The 18,955-nt window shown below is 54.7% G+C and carries 19 protein-coding genes; 13 read left to right on the top strand and 6 right to left on the bottom strand.

Going from position 1 to position 18,955, the window contains the following annotated elements; genetic code table 11:
• Window positions 1–40: 40 nt before the first annotated feature.
• Both ACIGCM_RS17880 and ACIGCM_RS17885 read right to left on the bottom strand, forming a co-directional pair.
• Entirely contained in the window at window positions 41–1,357 is a 1,317-nt protein-coding gene (locus tag ACIGCM_RS17880; RefSeq protein WP_397503407.1) for a bifunctional DedA family/phosphatase PAP2 family protein, read from the bottom strand.
• Window positions 1,354–2,070, bottom strand: coding sequence for a DNA-3-methyladenine glycosylase (locus ACIGCM_RS17885; RefSeq protein ID WP_397503408.1), 717 nt, complete (start codon window positions 2,068–2,070; stop codon window positions 1,354–1,356). Before ACIGCM_RS17885 ends, ACIGCM_RS17880 begins: the two co-directional genes overlap by 4 nt.
• 64 nt (window positions 2,071–2,134) lie before the next feature.
• On the opposite strand from ACIGCM_RS17885, the gene ACIGCM_RS17890 reads away from it, so the two are divergent.
• Window positions 2,135–2,983: a class I SAM-dependent methyltransferase gene (locus ACIGCM_RS17890; RefSeq protein WP_397503409.1), complete on the top strand. Its 849-nt coding sequence runs from the start codon at window positions 2,135–2,137 to the stop codon at window positions 2,981–2,983.
• Here the strand turns inward: ACIGCM_RS17890 and ACIGCM_RS17895 are convergent.
• The gene (locus ACIGCM_RS17895; RefSeq protein WP_397503410.1) at window positions 2,865–4,205 is read right to left on the bottom strand and encodes an alpha/beta fold hydrolase; all 1,341 of its coding nucleotides are present in this window, start codon (window positions 4,203–4,205) and stop codon (window positions 2,865–2,867) included. The two genes, ACIGCM_RS17890 and ACIGCM_RS17895, sit on opposite strands and share 119 nt — an antisense overlap.
• Window positions 4,206–4,573: 368 nt before the next feature.
• On the opposite strand from ACIGCM_RS17895, the gene ACIGCM_RS17900 reads away from it, so the two are divergent.
• From ACIGCM_RS17900 to lipA, 12 genes are all read left to right on the top strand, one after another.
• Window positions 4,574–5,842 carry a glutamate-5-semialdehyde dehydrogenase gene (locus ACIGCM_RS17900; protein WP_397503411.1) on the top strand — a complete coding sequence of 423 codons (1,269 nt, stop codon included), beginning with the start codon at window positions 4,574–4,576 and terminating at the stop codon, window positions 5,840–5,842.
• The gene (gene nadD, locus ACIGCM_RS17905) at window positions 5,835–6,479 is read left to right on the top strand and encodes a nicotinate-nucleotide adenylyltransferase (protein ID WP_397503412.1); all 645 of its coding nucleotides are present in this window, start codon (window positions 5,835–5,837) and stop codon (window positions 6,477–6,479) included. Before ACIGCM_RS17900 ends, nadD begins: the two co-directional genes overlap by 8 nt.
• A 182-nt stretch (window positions 6,480–6,661) precedes the next feature.
• Complete coding sequence (rsfS, locus tag ACIGCM_RS17910) at window positions 6,662–7,033, top strand: ribosome silencing factor (protein WP_397503578.1); 372 nt, start codon at window positions 6,662–6,664, stop codon at window positions 7,031–7,033.
• Between the two features lie 12 nt (window positions 7,034–7,045).
• Window positions 7,046–7,513, top strand: a complete 468-nt coding sequence (rlmH, locus tag ACIGCM_RS17915; RefSeq protein WP_010487239.1) for a 23S rRNA (pseudouridine(1915)-N(3))-methyltransferase RlmH — start codon at window positions 7,046–7,048, stop codon at window positions 7,511–7,513.
• Between the two features lie 12 nt (window positions 7,514–7,525).
• Entirely contained in the window at window positions 7,526–9,415 is a 1,890-nt protein-coding gene (mrdA, locus tag ACIGCM_RS17920; RefSeq protein WP_397503413.1) for a penicillin-binding protein 2, read from the top strand.
• Window positions 9,416–9,453: 38 nt separating this feature from the next.
• On the top strand, window positions 9,454–10,557 hold the full coding sequence (gene rodA, locus ACIGCM_RS17925) for a rod shape-determining protein RodA (RefSeq protein ID WP_397503579.1): 1,104 nt from the start codon (window positions 9,454–9,456) through the stop codon (window positions 10,555–10,557).
• Between the two features lie 17 nt (window positions 10,558–10,574).
• On the top strand, window positions 10,575–11,585 hold the full coding sequence (mltB, locus tag ACIGCM_RS17930) for a lytic murein transglycosylase B (RefSeq protein ID WP_397503580.1): 1,011 nt from the start codon (window positions 10,575–10,577) through the stop codon (window positions 11,583–11,585).
• A complete protein-coding gene (locus ACIGCM_RS17935) occupies window positions 11,585–12,589 on the top strand; it encodes a septal ring lytic transglycosylase RlpA family protein (protein ID WP_397503414.1) in 1,005 nt (334 codons plus the stop codon). Before mltB ends, ACIGCM_RS17935 begins: the two co-directional genes overlap by 1 nt.
• Before the next feature lie 132 nt (window positions 12,590–12,721).
• Window positions 12,722–13,882: a D-alanyl-D-alanine carboxypeptidase family protein gene (locus ACIGCM_RS17940; protein WP_397503415.1), complete on the top strand. Its 1,161-nt coding sequence runs from the start codon at window positions 12,722–12,724 to the stop codon at window positions 13,880–13,882.
• 121 nt (window positions 13,883–14,003) lie between these two features.
• A complete protein-coding gene (locus ACIGCM_RS17945) occupies window positions 14,004–14,285 on the top strand; it encodes a DUF493 domain-containing protein (RefSeq protein WP_397503416.1) in 282 nt (93 codons plus the stop codon).
• On the top strand, window positions 14,285–14,932 hold the full coding sequence (lipB, locus tag ACIGCM_RS17950) for a lipoyl(octanoyl) transferase LipB (protein ID WP_397503417.1): 648 nt from the start codon (window positions 14,285–14,287) through the stop codon (window positions 14,930–14,932). Before ACIGCM_RS17945 ends, lipB begins: the two co-directional genes overlap by 1 nt.
• The gene (gene lipA, locus ACIGCM_RS17955; protein ID WP_397503418.1) at window positions 14,932–15,903 is read left to right on the top strand and encodes a lipoyl synthase; all 972 of its coding nucleotides are present in this window, start codon (window positions 14,932–14,934) and stop codon (window positions 15,901–15,903) included. Before lipB ends, lipA begins: the two co-directional genes overlap by 1 nt.
• A 247-nt stretch (window positions 15,904–16,150) precedes the next feature.
• Here lipA and ACIGCM_RS17960 read toward each other — a convergent pair whose 3' ends face one another.
• The 3 genes from ACIGCM_RS17960 to holA form a co-directional block, all read right to left on the bottom strand.
• Complete coding sequence (locus ACIGCM_RS17960; protein WP_397503419.1) at window positions 16,151–17,458, bottom strand: lytic murein transglycosylase; 1,308 nt, start codon at window positions 17,456–17,458, stop codon at window positions 16,151–16,153.
• A 75-nt stretch (window positions 17,459–17,533) separates the two neighbouring features.
• Window positions 17,534–17,692: an alternative ribosome rescue factor ArfA gene (arfA, locus tag ACIGCM_RS17965; RefSeq protein WP_397503420.1), complete on the bottom strand. Its 159-nt coding sequence runs from the start codon at window positions 17,690–17,692 to the stop codon at window positions 17,534–17,536.
• Between the two features lie 136 nt (window positions 17,693–17,828).
• A complete protein-coding gene (gene holA, locus ACIGCM_RS17970; protein ID WP_397503421.1) occupies window positions 17,829–18,866 on the bottom strand; it encodes a DNA polymerase III subunit delta in 1,038 nt (345 codons plus the stop codon).
• Between the last annotated feature and the right edge of the window lie 89 nt (window positions 18,867–18,955).

Consider the following 18,955-nt stretch of genomic DNA (forward strand, 5'->3'; position numbering starts at 1 on the left):
TTGAAAATCCGCAGCGCAGGGCGGCGGATTCTGAAGTGTCTCAGTAGCGGTACTGCAGCGCATGGCTCGACAGTTGCCATACCGAGACGCTTCCCAATAGCGCAACACAGGCGGGCAGAATCAGCCACCAGGCCTTCATCGATAAAGCGCCAAGCGGGCGCTTGATTTGGATGATCGCCAGGCTGGCCGCACACAATGTGCTGGCCAATAGTGCTCCGCCAATAATGTCGCTTGGCCAATGCACACCGAGATACACCCGTGAGCAGGCAATCATCAGTGCGGGTAGGCAGGCCACTATCAACCAGGTTAAACGCAGTCGCGCGGGCTGTCCGCGTCCGGCTAGTACACCCAGTACTAGGAAAAAGGCAAAGGCTGCAGAGCTGTGGCCGCTGGGGAAACTAAAGCTGCTCAGGGGTTCGATCAGTACATCAGGCCGTTGTCGGGCAAACATCAGTTTCAGTGCATGATTGCTGAATGCGGTGCCCAGCAATGTCATCGCGCTAAATAAAGCTGAGCGCCACTGCTTGGCAGCGATCAACAACAAGCACAGCAATACACCGACCGCCAGTTGTGTGGTGAAGTCGCCTAAATGGGTGATGCTCTGTGCAAACATATCGGCATGGCTGCTGCGCTGCTCTTGTATCAGCGTCATCAAGCCTTTATCCAAGTCGGCCAAATGCGGCCAGCCAATGAGCATGGCGATTAGTGTGATCAGTCCTACTCCGGCAGTAATAAGTCCGGCGTGATGCTGGTCGCGTAAGTTACTTTGCGCCGCCACCAACAGAAACAGACCAAGAGCCGCCGCGACAACTGCGGCTTCTGTCCAGAAACCTGGAGGCAGAGGCAGGCGCAGTGCCGCGCCTGTGGCCCAGCCGGGCAAAATGTAAGCGACTGCCCAGCCCGCTGCAGCGAGCAGGCTGACCACAATAAAACGTGGCAACGGCATGTTCAGCATACCGGCGACCATAGGCAGCATGGGCCTAAGCGGGCCAATAAAGCGGCCCACGAGTAAACTCGCTACGCCGTAGCGCTGGAAGTAATTCTCTGCATGGGTCAGCCAATGTGCGCGTTGGCGCAAGCCTGGTAGGCGACGGATATCTTCGTGGAAAAAACGGCCGAGAGCATAGGACAGTGCGTCCCCAAGGACGCCACCACAGTAAGCCAGTAATAGGGTCTCGCCCAAACTGAGCGCACCGCTGCCTGCCATGGCTGCAATTGCGAACAACATAAACGTGCCGGGTACGATCAAGCCAACAATCGCCAGGCATTCAGTCAGGGCTATCAACAAAACGGCAGCGGCTAACCACTGCGGGTTGCTCGATAACCAGCTGGTTAAGGTCTCAATCCATTGGCTCATCGGTGGGCGTCCTGGCGGTCAAGTCGATAAAAATCTAGGTCTTCAATCTGTCCGCGTCGCAGTGGATTGCGCGTACAGTGCTGGGCATATGCGGCGTCTACGAAGCGGTAGGGTAGATGTTCATCCCGGCCGTGAGGAATGCCTAAGCGGGTGGTCTGGATGATCTGTTGTGGCGTTTGGCCCACATCCTCAACAAATAGCCGTTGAGGGTCGAAGCGCTCGGCGTCCCACTCGAGGACTTTCAGGCCCAGCGCCTTACACAGCAAGGTTTGCCCCGCACAGAGTTTCTCTGGCAGGCGTGGCAGCGCTTGGCTGTTGGGATTGTTCAGTTGCATACGTTGCAGGCTAGGTACGCCAGACAGGTCATCCAGCCATGGGTAACCTGATTTGATCAGGACTGCATTCCCGGGCCCCTGTGCGCTGAAGTTCAAGGAATCGCCGCCGCGTGCGTAGTACATGTAGATATGTCCACCATCGAGAAACAGAGCGCGCCGTTTCTCGGTATAGCCCAGCGATGCATGGCTGCCTTTTTCCGCACAGTAATAGGCCTCGGTTTCGATAATGCGTGCGGACAGCCAAAGCTCTCCTTGGCGATGGCGAATGACCTTGCCAAGCAGGTCACGGGCAAGCACGCGTGCATCGCGATTAAAAAAATCATCGCTCAGCACCTGAGGTGAACGGCTTGCAGTGCTTAAGTCGGGTTCGTCGTGCATGGGCTGTCGCTGTCTGGCAGTAGGGCATAGGCTGGCTTGGATAATAACAAGATGAGCCTTAAGCATGTCTGAACGAGTACTCCACAGCCACATAAGCCCCAGCGCGCATTTTACCGCTTATGTTTGGTTTCGGCGCGGTTTGTCGGATGCCGCATTTGTCAGCCCTTTTGGGCGCTTCTCTCACACGCTGTTAAGGCCGGTCATGTGGGCCAGCAGGCAGTTTTTTGACCTTGATCTTGAGTCCATGTTGCTTCTGCGGCATCTGCAAATTGATGCAAGCCTGCATCGCGCTATTGAGTCTGCCGGAGTTCGTCAGGTGGTGGAAATTGCCTGTGGGTTATCACCAAGGGGGTATCGTTTCACTCAGCGCTACCCCCAGTTGCATTACATAGAAGCTGATTTACCAGCCATGGCAGGTCGTAAGGGGCAACTGCTGGCTGAGAACCATTGGCTCAGTCCTCGGCATCATGTCGTCTCCGTGGATGTGTTTGCTGAGGAGGGGCCTTACAGTCTTTCCAGCGCATTTGCCCAGCTCAATCATAACGAACCGGTGTTTGTGATCACTGAGGGGTTGGTCAATTACTTTTCGCGTGAACAAATAGAGTTATTTTGGACACGCTTAGCCACCCAGCTGCGGCCTTTCAGGGCTGCAAGTTATGTTACGGATTTATACCCTGAGCTGCAGATGCACCCGCGTTATCGGCAAATTCGTTGGGGTGTCGATTTGGTGGGTCGCTTGACCCGGGGTGAGTATTACCTGCATTACGCCGATGCTGATGCCATTGAAGCAGGTTTTAAAGGCTGTGGCTTTGCTGAAGTGGAAGTTGTTGACCCGAGTCTGAGGGCTGCAGATTTGGGCTTGCCAGTCTCGACTGTACCGGGCCTGGTGCGTGTTGTTCATGCTCATATGTGAGCGCACTCCGATGCTGCTCTGCACTCTTGAGGTAGCCAGCGAGTGCTTGGCTGGCAGGGGCATCGCAGTGCGTGAAGATAAAGGCTGCACACTCTGCTGATTGATGAATCAATAAAATACCCAGCGGCTTGAGCTGCTGAAAACACAATTGCCAGCCGCGAACTGGTAAGTACTGAATATTATCGGTGCGAAACACGCCGCCAAAAAATCCTAGCTCGACAATCTCTATCTGGCATTTTCGTCCGTCGACCTGTTGTAGGCGGGCCTGAGGGTGCAGCGGCACTGTGCGAGGTTCTTGGCGGCGCTCCAGCTGTAAAAGTGCAGCGGGTTCGACCCGCAGTGCACCAGTGCTGTTTACGGGTAGCGGCAGGCTGTGAAGGAAGGGTAGGTAGAGTTGGTTGCAGCTCTGGCGGCGCTCAATCTGCGCAAGATGATCTGCCCCCTGAATGATCGCGAACTCGGCGTTTGCGCAGTCTGCCGCAAAGTGCGCATGCTCCCAGGGTTGGGTGAAGTGGTCGTATTCACCTGCAAGGATCAATGTTGGGCATTGCGGATGTGAGTCAAAGCCTTGAAAGTCGAGCAAGCGCTGGCTGTTTTGCTGATAGCGCTGAATCTCTGAGCTTGAAAGACGTTGTAACTGGCGCAGCATGACCTTTTGAAAGGTTGGGGATATACCGGTTTGTTGAGTGCGGAGGGGGTTGATTAAGCCGCTGATGACCCCTTGAGCAAAGGTGCGAATTTGGCCCTGCTCAAGGACCTGCAAGCTTTCTTCTAGGAGCAACCGTGCGCCGGGTCTGCCGAAAGCGGCGACGCCTGACAATAGCAGGCGTTGGCATTGGCTAGGGTGGCGACAGGCGAATAATGCCGCCAGTGCAGAGCCATAAGACAGCCCTACAGGCATGACAGCAGGTAAGTTCAGCTCGCAGATAAAGGCTGCAATCAAATCGGCCAGGCCTTCCAGGCTCAGCTCGCTGGCGAGTTGCAAATTACTGCCCTGACTGGGCAGGTCGAGCAGAATAACCGGGTGGTCACATAGTAGCTCACTGATTTCATGGGAAAATGAGCGAAACGTCTGAAAGGCGCCTCCAATAAATAATACCGGCGGGCGAGGGTCGTGGCTGTGGTTTGAGAAGGCTAAATAATGTAAGCACCAAGGGCCAATCATTAGCGTTTGATGACCAGTATTTAGTTGCGTTGGGTTGTAGTCAGTCTGATAGCGCATAGGTCAATTGCTCCGACGGTATTCCGTCTGTCGTTGCTCTTGGTATTCGGTATCCAACTTTTGAGTTGCTGGCTGAGAGGCTTTGATAAATGCCGAGATTGAACGGCTCTGTGGCCGTGAGCATTTGAGTGCTTTTTAAACGGGCTGCTTTGAACATAAACAGATGGTTTTCTTTTGGTTACCTATCCTTAGAACTGTTCTGGGGTTAGGCGCCGGCACTGCCCGTTTGAAGGGTAAATAGCGGCTCTTGTAGCTTTTGCTGTGAAAAAAAACTAACAACCTGCTCGCCTTCCGCCCGGCACCGCTGTGCGTGACGCCTTGCGCTCGTTATAATCAGCCGCTTTCCTTGTTGCCTGGCTACCGAGACCATGACTGAGTCCGTGCTCGACTATATGACCCGCCTGGGCCGTGCTGCCCGTGAGGCCTCGCGCGTGATTGCCCGTGCCAGTACCGCGCAGAAGAACCGCGCCTTGCTGGCTGCCGCGTCTGCGCTGGATGCGGCACGCACTGAATTGACCGAGGCGAACCAGAAAGACCTCGCCGCAGGCCGTGAAAATGGTCTTGAGCCCGCGATGCTCGACCGTTTAGCGCTGACCCCCGCACGGATCGATTCTATGATTGAAGGTTTGCGTCAGGTCGCGACATTGGCCGATCCGGTCGGTGCTATTCGCGATATGAGCTACCGTCCGTCGGGTATTCAGGTGGGTAAGATGCGAGTCCCGCTTGGGGTGGTCGGTATCATTTACGAGTCGCGGCCAAATGTGACTATTGATGCAGCAAGCCTGTGCTTGAAATCGGGCAATGCGACCATTTTGCGTGGGGGCTCTGAAGCGATTCATTCGAATCGTGCAGTTGCCGCCTGCATTCAACGTGGTCTGGCCGAGGCGGATTTACCTGCCGCTGTAGTGCAGGTGGTCGAAACCACAGACCGGGCTGCAGTAGGCGCATTGATCACCATGCCTGAATTTGTTGATGTGATCGTGCCCCGTGGTGGCAAAGGGCTTATTGAGCGAGTCAGTCGCGATGCACGGGTGCCAGTGATTAAGCACCTTGATGGCATTTGCCATGTGTATGTTGATGCGCTGGCTGAATTGCCTAAAGCGCAGAAAATTGTCTTCAATGCCAAAACATACCGTTATGGCATCTGCGGTGCGATGGAGACCTTGTTGGTTCACCAATCGATTGCAGCGGATTTCTTGCCTGCAATGGCTGAGCAGTTCACCGAGAAAGGTGTTGAGTTGCGCGGTTGCGAGCGTACGCGCGAACTCATTGCGGCAAATCCTGCGACTGATGAAGATTGGGCGACTGAGTATTTGGCGGCGATTTTGTCGATCCGCATCGTTGATGATCTGGATCAGGCGATTGAGCACATCAACCATTATGGCTCGCACCACACCGACTCGATCGTGACTGAACACCAAGGCAACGCCCGGCGCTTTATGGCCGAAGTTGACTCCAGTTCGGTCATGCTCAATACCCCAACCTGTTTCGCCGATGGTTTTGAATATGGCCTTGGTGCTGAGATTGGTATCTCCACCGATAAGCTGCATGCCCGTGGCCCGGTTGGGCTTGAAGGCCTGACGTGCGAGAAGTATGTAGTGGTCGGCGATGGTCAGTTGCGCGGGCAGAATGCCTAAACGCATTGGCCTGTTTGGCGGCACCTTTGATCCGGTGCACATTGGTCATTTACGCGGCGCTGTAGAAGTCGTCGAGTTCATGGCGCTTGATGAGTTGCGACTGGTACCCAGCGCGCGGCCGCCCCATAGAGATTCACCCCAGGTATCTGCCCAAGACCGTCTGGCGATGGTTGAGAGTGCAGTGGCTGGGGTTACGCCGCTTGTAGTCGATGACCGCGAGCTTAAGCGTGATAAGCCGTCCTATAGCATCGATACCTTGGAGTCGCTGCGCGGCGAGTTGGCGGCAGATGATCAGTTGTATTTGTTACTGGGCTGGGATGCCTTTTGCGGGTTGCCGAGCTGGCATCGTTGGGATGAGTTATTGCTGCATTGCCATATTTTGGTATTACAGCGTCCCGATGCTGACAGCGAAGCCCCAGAGGCGCTGCGCGATCTGTTAGCTGCGCGCAGTGTCAGTGATCCACACGCGATGACCGGTGCGTGTGGACAGATTTCCTTTGTGTGGCAAACACCGATGGCGGTGTCTGCCACACAAATCCGCGGGCTATTGCACAGCGGAAAATCGGTACGTTATTTGGTGCCGGACGCGGTACTGACTTATATCCAAGCGCACGGGCTGTACCGTGCAGCGAACTGAGAGTATGTAGATAAATTACTGCGCTACGCTATGCATCACTAAAGCAACCGGATGAGTCATCATCAGCTTATCTTGCATGGCGGAGCGTTTGATGAATATCGCGGTTAATGGCGAGTTTTAGCAGCAGTAGTTTGCAAACTCTGACACATGAGGCAAACGAGTTACCTATGAAGAATCAAATCATGCCGAGCGAAGACCTGGTCAAACTGGCCATTGCAGCTCTGGAAGACATCAAGGCGCAAGACATCGTCACCATCGATGTGCGCGAAAAAACCAGCATCACTGATTTCATGGTGATTGCCAGCGGTACGTCCAGCCGCCACGTTAAGTCGCTGGTCGACAACGTGCTGGAGAAAGTAAAAGAGCAGGGCGTACGCCCAATCGGTAGCGAAGGTCTGGATACCGGTGAGTGGGCGTTGCTCGACCTGGGCGACATTGTGGTCCATGTAATGCTGCCTACCACCCGTCAGTTCTACGACCTTGAGCGTTTGTGGCAAGGCGCTGAGCAAAGCCGTGCACAGCATGCGCCAGAGTCAGGCCCAGAAGCTGAATAAGGGCCTCTAGCGGTGCGTATCAAATTGATTGCGGTCGGGTCTAAAATGCCGCGCTGGGTCGAGGACGGATGGCAAGAGTATGCCAAACGCATGCCCTCTGAACTGGCGCTTGAGCTGATAGAGATTCCGCTGACAACGCGAAGTAAAAATGCCGATGTAGCTCGCATGATTCGCCAAGAAGGTGAAGCCATGTTGGCTAAAGTTCAGCCCGGTGAACGGATTGTGACCCTGGAAGTCGAAGGACGGCCATGGAGCACAGAGCAGTTAGCCGTCGAGTTGGACAAATGGCGACTTGATTCGCGAACGGTCAATTTGATGGTCGGTGGCCCGGAAGGGCTCGCGCCTGAAGTTCAGGCGCGCAGCGAGCAGCGCTGGTCGTTGTCACCGCTGACGTTGCCGCACCCGCTGGTACGCATCCTGATTGGCGAGCAGGTTTACCGCGCCTGGACTGTACTGTCCGGCCATCCCTATCATAAGTAGTTACAGTAGCCGATGCCGCAGCCGATTCGCCTAAAAGACCACGAGAAAGACGCGCGCCTGATTCGTGGACGTGCGATCGTCGGTGCCATTGTGGTTTTTTTGTTGATTGGCGTGCTGGTGAGTCGTCTTTATTACCTTCAGGTTGTGCAGTACGAGTATCACTCAACGCTGTCTGAAAATAACCGTGTACATGTTCAGCCTATTCCGCCGAATCGTGGGCTTATCTACGACAGGAATGGGGTTATCATCGCCGATAATCGGCCCAGTTTCAGCCTCACCCTGACCCGTGAACGAGCGGGTGACTGGGAGCAGGTGCTGGACGTTATCGTCGAGGTTTTAGGGCTCCCGCCCGAAGATCGGCAGCTGTTTGAAAAGCGCGTGAAGCAAGGTCGCAGGCCGTTTGAACCGGTGCCTGTGCTCTTTGAATTGAGCGAAGAGCAAATTGCCAAGATCGCCATTAACCAATTCCGCTTGCCGGGCGTTGAGGTGACCGCTCAATTGGTTCGCCATTACCCGCTTGGCGAGCACTTTGCCCACTCCGTTGGCTATGTTGGGCGGATCAACGAAGCTGAGCTGAAAAAACTCGATCCGGTTGAGTACAGTGGCTCCCATCACATTGGTAAAACCGGTGTTGAGCGCTTCTATGAGTCTGAATTGCACGGCAAGGTGGGTTACGAGGAAGTTGAAACCAACGCCCGTGGCCGGGTTCTGCGGGTGCTTAATCGCACTGATCCAGAGCCGGGCAAAGATCTGGTTCTGACCCTCGACACCAAGCTGCAGGAGGCGGCTGAGAAGGCGCTTGCAGGGCGACGCGGTGCCATCGTGGCGATTGAGGTCAAGACCGGTGAAGTGTTGGCGATGGTTAGCCAGCCGAGCTTCGACCCTAACCCTTTTGTGACCGGTATTAGCTTCAAGGCCTACGCCGAACTGCGTGACTCGATTGACCAGCCATTATTCAACCGAGTGCTGCGCGGCCTGTATCCGCCGGGTTCGACAGTCAAACCGATGATGGCCATTGCCGGCCTGGATGCGGGTGTCGTTACACCGAACTCCCGGGTATTTGACCCTGGCTTCTATCAGTTGCCGAACAACACCCACAAATACCGTAACTGGAACCGCTATGGTGACGGCTCGGTAAACCTTGATACCGCTTTGATGCGCTCTAACGACACCTACTTCTATGACCTTGCGCATAAGTTGGGCATTGATCGTATGCACGATTACATGACCAAGTTTGGCCTGGGTCAGCGCGTGTCCCTCGATATGTTTGAGGAAACAGCCGGACTGATGCCGTCCCGTGAGTGGAAACGCGGACGCTACCGTCAAGCCTGGTATCCGGGTGAAACACTGATTCTCGGCATCGGCCAAGGCTATATGCAAACCACCCCCCTGCAGTTGGCGCAGGGGATTACGCTGGTGGCCAACCACGGCAAATGGATTCGTCCGCATCTGGCTAAAACGGTGGGTGGCGACAAGCCTGTGGATGAAAATCCAATCCCTGATATCGTGCTCAAAGACCCTAAATACTGGGATTACGCTCGGCATGGTATGGAAATGGTTATGCATGGCGCGCGGGGTACGGCGCGTAAAGTCGGCAACTCAGCGGTTTACCGAATTGCCGGTAAGAGTGGTACTGCGCAGGTAGTTGCCATCAAGCAGGGCGAGCGCTATGACCGCAGCAAAATTCGTGAGCGCCATCGTGACCACGCCTTGTTTGTTGGGTTTGCTCCGGCAGAAGACCCCGAAATTGCTGTCTCGGTGATGGTGGAGAACGGTGAGTCGGGCTCTGGTGTTGCAGCGCCCGTGCTTAAAGCGGTCATGGATGCTTGGTTGCTTGATGATAATGGCGTGCTCAAGGCTGAGTATGCGCCAGCCGTTAAAGAACCGGCGGAGGAGCAATGAGCAGTAGTTTTGACCGTACCCTGTCCAGCGAGGACGTGATGCGCCGCAGAGCAAGTCTGCTGCAGCGTATGCATATCGACGGTATTTTATTATTGCTTCTGCTGACACTGGCGGCCGGCAGCCTGTTTGTCCTTTATTCGGCCAGCGGTAAAGATGTTGATCTGCTGATGAAGCAGGCCAGTTCATTTGGTATTGGTCTGGTTGGCATGATTATCATCGCCCAATTTGAGCCGCGCTTTATGGCGCGCTGGGTTCCGCTTGCTTATATCGGGGGTGTTGGCCTGTTGCTGGTGGTCGATATCATGGGGCACAACGCGATGGGCGCGACCCGGTGGATCAACATCCCCGGCGTCATTCGCTTTCAGCCGTCCGAGTTTATGAAAATCATCATGCCAGCAACCATTGCCTGGTATCTGTCAAAACGCACCTTGCCGCCACGACTGAAACATATTGTGGTGAGTCTGGCGCTGATTGGCGTGCCTGTGAGCCTTATCCTAGTGCAGCCTGATTTGGGTACGGCGCTGTTGGTCATCACCTCTGGCGCCTTTGTGCTGTTTATGGCGGGTCTGCAGTGGCGTTGGATTATTGGCGCTGTGGCGGCATTGGTCCCCGTTGCAGTAGGGATGTGGTTTTTTGTCCTGCATCAGTATCAAAAGCAGCGAGTTTTGACCTTTCTCAGTCCAGAGACTGATCCGTTGGGCAGTGGCTGGAATATTATCCAGTCAAAAGCTGCGATTGGCTCAGGCGGAGTCTTGGGTAAGGGCTGGTTGCTGGGCACCCAGTCACACTTGGATTTTTTGCCTGAGAGCCACACCGACTTTATCATTGCGGTGCTGGCGGAAGAGTTTGGTTTGGTTGGCGTTTGTTTGTTGTTGTTTGTTTATCTGCTGTTGATCAGTCGTGGGTTGGTCATAACCGTGCAAGCACAGACGCTGTTCGGTAAGCTCATGGCGGGGTCGCTGACGATGACATTTTTCGTATACGTGTTCGTCAATATCGGTATGGTTAGCGGTTTGCTGCCTGTCGTTGGGGTTCCATTGCCATTCATTAGTTATGGCGGAACTTCGCTGATCACGTTGTTGTCAGGGTTTGGAGTTTTGATGTCGATCCACACACACCGTAAGTGGATCGCTCAGGTTTAATTGGGGTTATGAAATCAATGCAAATACTGCGTGGCTGGGCCGTACGACAAGCACATTGGTTAGGACTTGCCACTGCGCTCGGGTGGGGTCAGCAAGCGACCGCAGGTGATTACTCGCAATCACCTGAAGTAACCTCATTCATCACTGAAATGACCCGTGATTACGGATTTGCCGATGAGCAACTGGTCAGCCTGTTTGGTGAAGTTGAGCGCAAGCAATCGATTCTTGACGCCATCTCGCGCCCCGCTGAGCGCGTCAAGCCATGGAAAGACTATCGGCCCATCTTTATTACCGATTCACGTATCGCGCGTGGTGTCGATTTTTGGCGTCAGCATGAAGCGGCATTGGCACGTGCTGAAAAAGAATACGGTGTTCCAGCTCAATACATCGTCGCGATTATCGGCGTAGAGACCTTTTACGGCGGCAATACCGGTAACTACCGAGTGCTTGATGCACTGTCGACACTGGCATTTGATTACCCACCGCGCGCGCCATTTTTCCGCAAGGAACTGCGTGAGTTCCTGATGCTGTCGCGTGAGGAGCAGGTTGACCCTATCACCCTTAAAGGCTCGTATGCCGGTGCCATGGGGCTGCCGCAGTTTATGCCGAGCAGCTTCCGCGCCTATGCGGTGGACTTTGATGGCGACGGCCACATCAATATCTGGAGCAACCCAGATGATGCAATCGGCAGCGTAGCCAGCTATTTCAAACGCCATGGTTGGTTGCCGCGCGAACCGGTGGTCAGTCGCGCGAGTGTTTCAGGCGATAAGGTTGATCAAGGTTTGACCGAAGGCCTTGATCCGGTGAAAAATGTTAATCAGTTAAATGAGCTAGGCTGGAGCACTGAAGATAAGCTCGATGGCGAGATGCCTGTGACGGCTTTTCGTCTTGAGGGTGTTGATGGCGACGAGTATTGGTTAGGCTTACCCAACTTTTACGTGATTACACGATACAACCGTAGCAGTATGTACGCGATGGCGGTCACGCAACTGGCCCAATTGATAGTTGAAGCACGGGGAACCCATTGATGTCGAGCCTGCCACTCAGACTCGTTACACTTGGCGCCATCGCCTTGGCGCTGGCAAGCTGCTCCTCCAATAAACAGCAAGTGGTGAAGCCAACGCCCGCGCAATCTGCCGGTATCAGCGGGCCTGGCAACTTTGCCCGTCCGCACCGTGACGGCGCGCCATGGTGGGATGTTGATGTATCACTCATTCGTGATGCAGTGCCAACGCCGCACACGGGGGCTTACAAAGCCAGCCCTTACACGGTGTTGGGCACCAAGTATTTCCCTATTCCAGATGGCAGTACCTACCGTGCAACAGGCCTGGCGTCTTGGTATGGCACCAAGTTCCATGGCCAGGCAACTGCCAACGGCGAAACCTATGACCTCTATGGCATGACCGCTGCGCACAAGACCTTGCCGCTGCCAAGCTATGTCAAAGTGACTAACTTGGAAAACGGCAAAACCGCAATTCTGCGGGTTAATGACCGTGGTCCGTTCTATTCCGACCGTATTATTGACCTGTCTTTTGCTGCTGCTAAAAAGCTGGGTTATGCCGAGAAGGGCACGGCCCGTGTCAAGGTTGAGGGGATTGATCCTCAACAGTGGTGGGCGCAGCAAGGTAAGAAACCGCCTATGGTCTTGGCGCAACCCCAGTTGGCTGCTCCTGCTAAGCCACAATTGCAAGCCATGGCAGAGCCGATCGAGCAGTACGTGCCACCTGTGACTCAACATGCAGCACCGGTATTACCTGTGCAGGTCGACTCAAAAAAAAACGCTTTACCCGAAGCCTCTGGCCTGTATCTCCAAGTGGGAGCCTTCGCCAATCCGGACGCTGCGGAGCTTCTCAAGGACAAGTTGAGCGGGACAGTCACTGCCCCGGTCTTCATCAGCTCAGTGGTGCAGAATCAACGAACACTGCACCGCGTTCGAGTCGGCCCGATCAACAATCAGGGCGAGGCTGAGCAGTTGCAAGAGAGTGTTCGTCTGGCCAATTTGGGCAAGCCCACAGTGGTCAGGGCGAACTGAATTGGCCAAACGCAGTCTTTGTAATCAGCCAATTAGCTAAGCAAGCCGCTGTCACAGCCGCCGTATGCTGCGACAGCTATTCATAATTTGCCCATTCGGGCTAGTTCCACCATCAGCTACTTCGAGAGACGGATGAATATCACCAGCTTTGCGCACCGCGTTTCATTGTCACTATTGCTACTCGCTGCGCCTGCCGCATGGGCACAGCAAATAGCTACACCTGCGCCACCTCAGCTGGCGGCTAAATCCTATGTGCTGATGGATGCAGCCAGTGGTCAGGTGCTCGTTGATAATGAAGGCGATCAACGCCTGCCGCCTGCGAGCCTGACCAAGCTGATGACTGCCTACATTGCCACCTTGGAAATCGATAAAGGCCAGATCAGTGAAAAGGATATGGTCACTATCAGCGAGCACGCGTGGCGCACTGGCGGTTCGCGTATGTTCGTCAAGGTTAATACACAGGTTTCTCTGAGTGACCTGCTGCACGGCATTATCATTCAGTCGGGTAATGACGCCAGTGTTGCTGTCGCTGAACACATCGCGGGCAGCGAAGATGCTTTTGCCGACATGATGAACAACACGGCAAAAGATCTGGGGCTGAGCAACAGCCACTTTATGAATGCGACGGGTCTGCCTCATCCTGACCATTACTCGTCAGCGCATGACATGGCCAAACTGGCTCGGGCGATCATTTATGTCGATCCGGCCCACTACGCCATTTATTCACAGAAAGAGTTTCTCTGGAACAACATCAAACAGCCAAACCGCAACCTGCTGTTATGGCGCGACAAGACCGTTGATGGCTTGAAAACAGGTCATACCGATGAAGCAGGTTATTGCCTGGTGGCATCGGCTGTTCGTGACGGTATGCGTTTGATCGCCGTGGTCTTTGGTACTAACAGCGAGCAGGCCCGTGCTGCTGAAACGCAAAAGTTGCTGACTTACGGTTTCCGCTTCTTTGAAACCCGAACTTTCTACAAGCAAGGTGCAGAGCTGGCGCAAACCACGGTATGGAAAGGAGCCGAGCACCAGGTTAAAGCCGGTTTGGCAAAAGACCTGACCATGACCCTGCCACGTGGCCAGGTCGACAAGCTGCAAGCCAGCATGACCATGACGCCGCAACTGATGGCACCGATCAACAAAGGTGACGTCGTCGGTAAGGTTGAAGTCAAATTAGGTGACAAAGTGGTTCAAACTGCCGACTTGATTGCGCTTGAGCCGGTTGAAGAAGGTGGCTTCTTCCGCCGTGTGTGGGATAGCATTCGCCTATTCTTCTACGGCTTGTTTAACTGATAACTTGCTTAGCGCCTCTAAATGCCGTTGCTTAGTTTGCAATCTGGGTGTTTAGAGGCGTCTAATACGCCCCCTATCTGGAGCGTAATACTTATGGACGGGCCAAAAGCCTGCTGATGCCATGACCGATACTGATGATGTAAAAGCACCAAAGATTGAGTTTCCTTGCGAACGCTACCCAATCAAAGTGATTGGCGATGCGGGTGAAGGTTTTACTGATCTGGTGATTGAAGTTATTCAGCGCCATGCGCCTGAGCTTGATGCCGGGACACTGGTCACTCGTGACAGTAGCAATGGGCGTTATCTTTCTGTGCAAGTGCTGATTACCGCAACCGGTGTCGAGCAATTGCAAGCCATTCATGTTGATTTGCGAGCAACTGGCCGCGTCCACATGGTGTTGTGATGAGCCTGATTGGCTTTCGCGAATTAGGTTTGGTGGCTTACCAGCCAACCTGGCTTGCGATGCAACAGTTTACCGACAGCCGTGACCCGCAAACCCCAGATGAAATCTGGTTGCTTGAACACCCTCCAGTGTTTACTCAAGGTCAGGCCGGTAAAGCCGAGCATGTACTCTTTCCGGGCGATATCCCGGTGGTTCAGGTGGATCGAGGCGGTCAGGTGACCTACCACGGCCCAGGCCAGTTAGTCGCTTACCTAATGCTCGATGTGCGCCGCTCCAAGCTTGGTGTGCGTGATTTAGTCACGCGTATTGAGCAAAGTTTGTTGGCCTTGCTGGCCAGCTACGGCGTTACGGCATACACCAAGGCTGATGCGCCGGGTGTTTATGTGGGTGATGCAAAAATTGCTTCGCTCGGCCTGCGTATCCGCAATGGCCGTTCGTTCCATGGACTGGCCCTTAATGTCGACATGGATTTGTCACCCTTCCAGCGCATCAACCCATGCGGTTATGCGGGGATGGCAATGACACAACTGGCTGATCTGGTTGATGCGCCAATAGAATTTACTGAGGTTCGTGCCCAGCTGCGTGACCAGCTCGTCAAACACCTCGATTACGCAGAACAGAAGACCCTCGCGGGCGGAATTGACTGATGAGCACTGTGGAAACAGCCGGCAAACCGGCCAAGGTTGAAGTGGGCGTTAAGCTGCGCGGCGCAGAGAAGATGGCGCGCATCCCGGTAAAAATTATCCCAACAGACGAACTGCCGAAAAAGCCTGACTGGATTCGTGTACGGATTCCGATTTCACCTGAGGTTGATCGCATCAAGCAACTGCTGCGCAAGCACAAACTGCACAGCGTATGTGAAGAAGCCTCTTGCCCGAACTTGGGCGAATGTTTCTCCGGTGGCACCGCAACCTTCATGATCATGGGCGACATCTGTACCCGTCGCTGCCCATTCTGCGACGTGGGCCATGGCCGTCCAAAACCTCTGGATACTGATGAGCCAACCAATCTGGCCGTTGCTATTGCAGACTTGAAGTTGAAGTACGTGGTGATCACCTCGGTTGACCGTGATGACCTGCGTGACGGTGGTGCTCAGCATTTCGTGGATTGCCTGCGTGAAATCCGCAAGCTGTCGCCTAACGTCCAGCTGGAAACGCTGGTGCCTGACTACCGTGGCCGCATGGATGTTGCCTTGGCGATTACTGCCAATGAGCCACCTGATGTGTTCAACCACAACCTCGAAACCGTGCCGCGCCTGTACAAGGCTGCTCGTCCGGGTTCTGACTTCGAGTGGTCGTTGGACTTGCTGCAAAAGTTCAAAGAGTTGGTGCCTGGCGTGCCTACCAAGTCTGGCTTGATGCTGGGCCTGGGTGAAACTGACGAAGAAGTGATTGAAGTGATGAAGCGCATGCGTGAGCACGACGTTGATATGCTGACGTTGGGCCAATACTTGCAGCCATCGCGCAACCACCTACCGGTTCAGCGTTTCGTTCATCCTGATATCTTCGCTTGGTTCGCCGAGGAAGGTCTGAAGATGGGCTTTAAGAACGTGGCCTCAGGCCCGCTGGTACGCTCCTCTTACCACGCCGACCAGCAAGCACACGCTGCCAAGGCGTAAGCCCGTTAGGACGTTAGAGCAGCCATAGGCTGCTCAAGGTGTCTAAAATTAGCAGTAATAGAAAAGGCGACCCGAGGGTCGCCTTTTTTATTGCTGCAGTTTGTTGGTTAACTCAAGGAAGGGTGGCTGACGTTTTTTCAGCCACCCTTATGGTCACAATCATTTTGGTTGCAGCGTTGGCAGGGCCTTAGCGGGCAGGCTTTGAGTTGGCCGGGTGGCGCTGGCAGATGAACAATCATCGTTAGCGTCAAAGGCTGCGCAGTTCCTGCAGCAATTCAAAACTTGGATAGCCATCAGCCGGTTGCTGCTGTTGCTGTTGAAAAGCGCGGACCGCTTTGCGCGTATTGGCACCAATGATGCCGTCGGCTTTGCCTGGCTCAAAGCCCTTTTGCGTAAGCAGTTGCTGTAACTCTATGCGCTCATGGCGACCTAGCTGGCGTTCACCTACTGGCCATTTACCCTGGATGCCGGCCGTGCCCTGCAAGCTATCGCTGAGCAGGCCAATGGCCAGCGCGTAAGAGGTGGAGTTGTTGTAGCGTAAAATGCTGCGAAAGTTATTCATCAGCAAAAACGCCGGACCTTTATGGCCCGCTGGAAGCAGGAGTGTGGCCTGTGACTCAGGTGATAAAGACGCAGCGGTGCTGTTAACTGCTTTAATTCCCAGTGCTTGCCATTGGCTCAGTGTGCGGCGGGTGTCCGGGTCAGCCAGGGCGTAGTCGAAATTGCCTGGCAGTTGTACTTCAAAGCCCCAAGGTTGATTCATTTCCCAGCCTGAGACGTTCAGGTATTGGGCCGCAGAGGCCAGGGCGTCAGTTGACGAGCGCCAGACATCGCGGCGGCCGTCGCCATCAAAATCAACGGCGTGGTCGTTGTAAGTCGTCGGCATAAACTGGGTTTGCCCCATCGCGCCAGCCCAAGAGCCGACCAGATGTTCGGGGTCGGTATCGCCGTGCTGAAGGATTTGCAACACGGCCAATAGCTGGCTGCGCCAAAAGGCTTGGCGGCGACCCTCATAAGCCAGTGTCGCCAGTGAGCGCACAACGTTATAGCTGCCAATGTTGCCGCCGAAGTTGCTTTCCATGCCCCAAATGGCCACCAAGGTTTCGCGATTTACCTTGTAGCGCTGTTCAATACGGTTGAGCGGTTCACGCTCTTGCGCCAGTAGGCGTTGGCCTTGCTTTACTCGGGCAGGTGAAACGGCACCCTCGATATATTCCCAGACCGGCCGGGTGAATTCGGGTTGGCTGCTGTCCAGACGAATTACATCCGGGTTGGGGGTAACGCCAGCGAAGGCACGGTCAAATAACGAGTCACTAATGCCCGCTGCAATTGCATCGCTGCGTAGTAGTGTCCGCCATTCGGCGAAAGACAGGGCAGGTTGTGGCGTTTGTGCTGAGTCTGATGCTGGAGTAATCGCAGCAGATGGCTGCGTAGCCGTAGTGGCTGTGAGGTCTCCGCTCATGGGTTGGGCAGGTGCTTCGGAACAGGCACTAAGGAGTACAAGCGAGAGGCTAATTGATGTGTGGCTCAGGCCACGGAAAAACAGGTTCGGCATGGTGGTCTCAGCACATTTCTCAGGGCTCTACCATAACATGAATGAACCCCTGTGCAGACGTATGGCACAAGGCTTTCAGGCTGCCTTAACGCAACAAGCCTCCCAGTTTTGCTGGGAGGCTTGGCGGCGGTAACTACCTTTACCTTTCTGTGGTTTTTGCTGCTGGCTGCGAAATAGCGGTTGGGCAACAATCGACTTGGCTTTATTTGGCCGTTTTTGGCCTGACTTGCTCATGTTGTACTCCGTTCGGGTCATGGGCGTGCAGCGGGTGCTGCGCACTAAATAATGCGGCGCTTGCAGGTTAAAGTCCAGAGGCACGGCCCTGCATTGTCAGGCAGGCCGTGAAGGGCGGTATAACGCGCTGGTGGCGTTACAAGGCGTTGCTAATGCTCAGGCGTTTGCCACAGATGCTGAGCGTCAACATATTCAGGCTGCTCCACGCGTCGCCAGCGGCCTGGCCTTTGATCTGAGCATCGATGGCTTGAGCCTCTTCGAGCAGCGTTGCCCAGCGTTGTGCTGAGTGACGTTGCAAGGCTTTGCTTACCAAAGGCCGGCGTTTATCCCAGACCGGTGGTCGAGCAGAGCTGAAGGCTTTATCGAGCGGCATTCCTTGGCTGAACTGCTGGGCGATGGTTGCTAGCATACGAATCTCACGGGCCAGCGCCCAGAGTATGACGGGAGGCTCGACCCCTTCGCCGCGTAAACCTTCAAGCATTCGAAGGGCGTGGGCTGCTTCGCCATTGAGCGCAGCATCGATCAGGCCGAAGACATCAAAGCGGGCGCTGTCGGCAACTGCGGCTTGCACTGTGTCGACATCGACCTGGTTGCCTTCGGCAAGGAGTTTGAGTTTTTCGATCTCTTGCGCGGCGGCGAGCAGATTACCTTCAACCCGCGCTGTAATCATCTCGATGGCTTCCTGGCTTGCGGTTAACCCGGCCTGGGCCATGCGCTGGCGAATCCATTGGCCCAGCTGATTGGCATCAACCGGCCAGATTTGCAAAAACTGAGTGCTGGGGCCTTCAATCAGGGCTTTGGCCCATTTGGTTTTTTGTGTGCTGCCATCAAGTTTTGGCAAGCTCACCAGCAGGACAGTGTCTTCTGCTGGGCGCGACAGGTATTCGAGCAGGGCGACGCCTTTGTCGCTCGGCTTGCCGCCGGGAATTCGCAGTTCAAGCAGGCGTTTGTCAGCAAAGAGTGAAAGGCTGGCGCTTGCCTGAAGCAAATTACCCCAGTCAAAATTGGCTTCGGCGTTAAATACCTGGCGTTCACTGAAACCCTGCGTGCGCGTTGCTGCGCGGATCGCATCGCAGGCTTCCTGGCACAGCAAAGGCTCGTCACCACTGACCACATAAACTGGGGCGAGTGCGCCTTGCAGGTGTTTGCCAAGTTGTGCGGGATTCAGTTTCATTTAGAAAGGAAGCCTCTAAATATTGGCATAGGGTCTAACGACGCGAAGCTTGTCCACCCTGCTGGGTAAACAACCCTGATATTGGCAGC

Origin of the sequence: Pseudomonas sp. NPDC078700, assembly GCF_044542375.1 — a bacterium.
In the GTDB taxonomy this organism is placed as follows: domain Bacteria; phylum Pseudomonadota; class Gammaproteobacteria; order Pseudomonadales; family Pseudomonadaceae; genus Aquipseudomonas.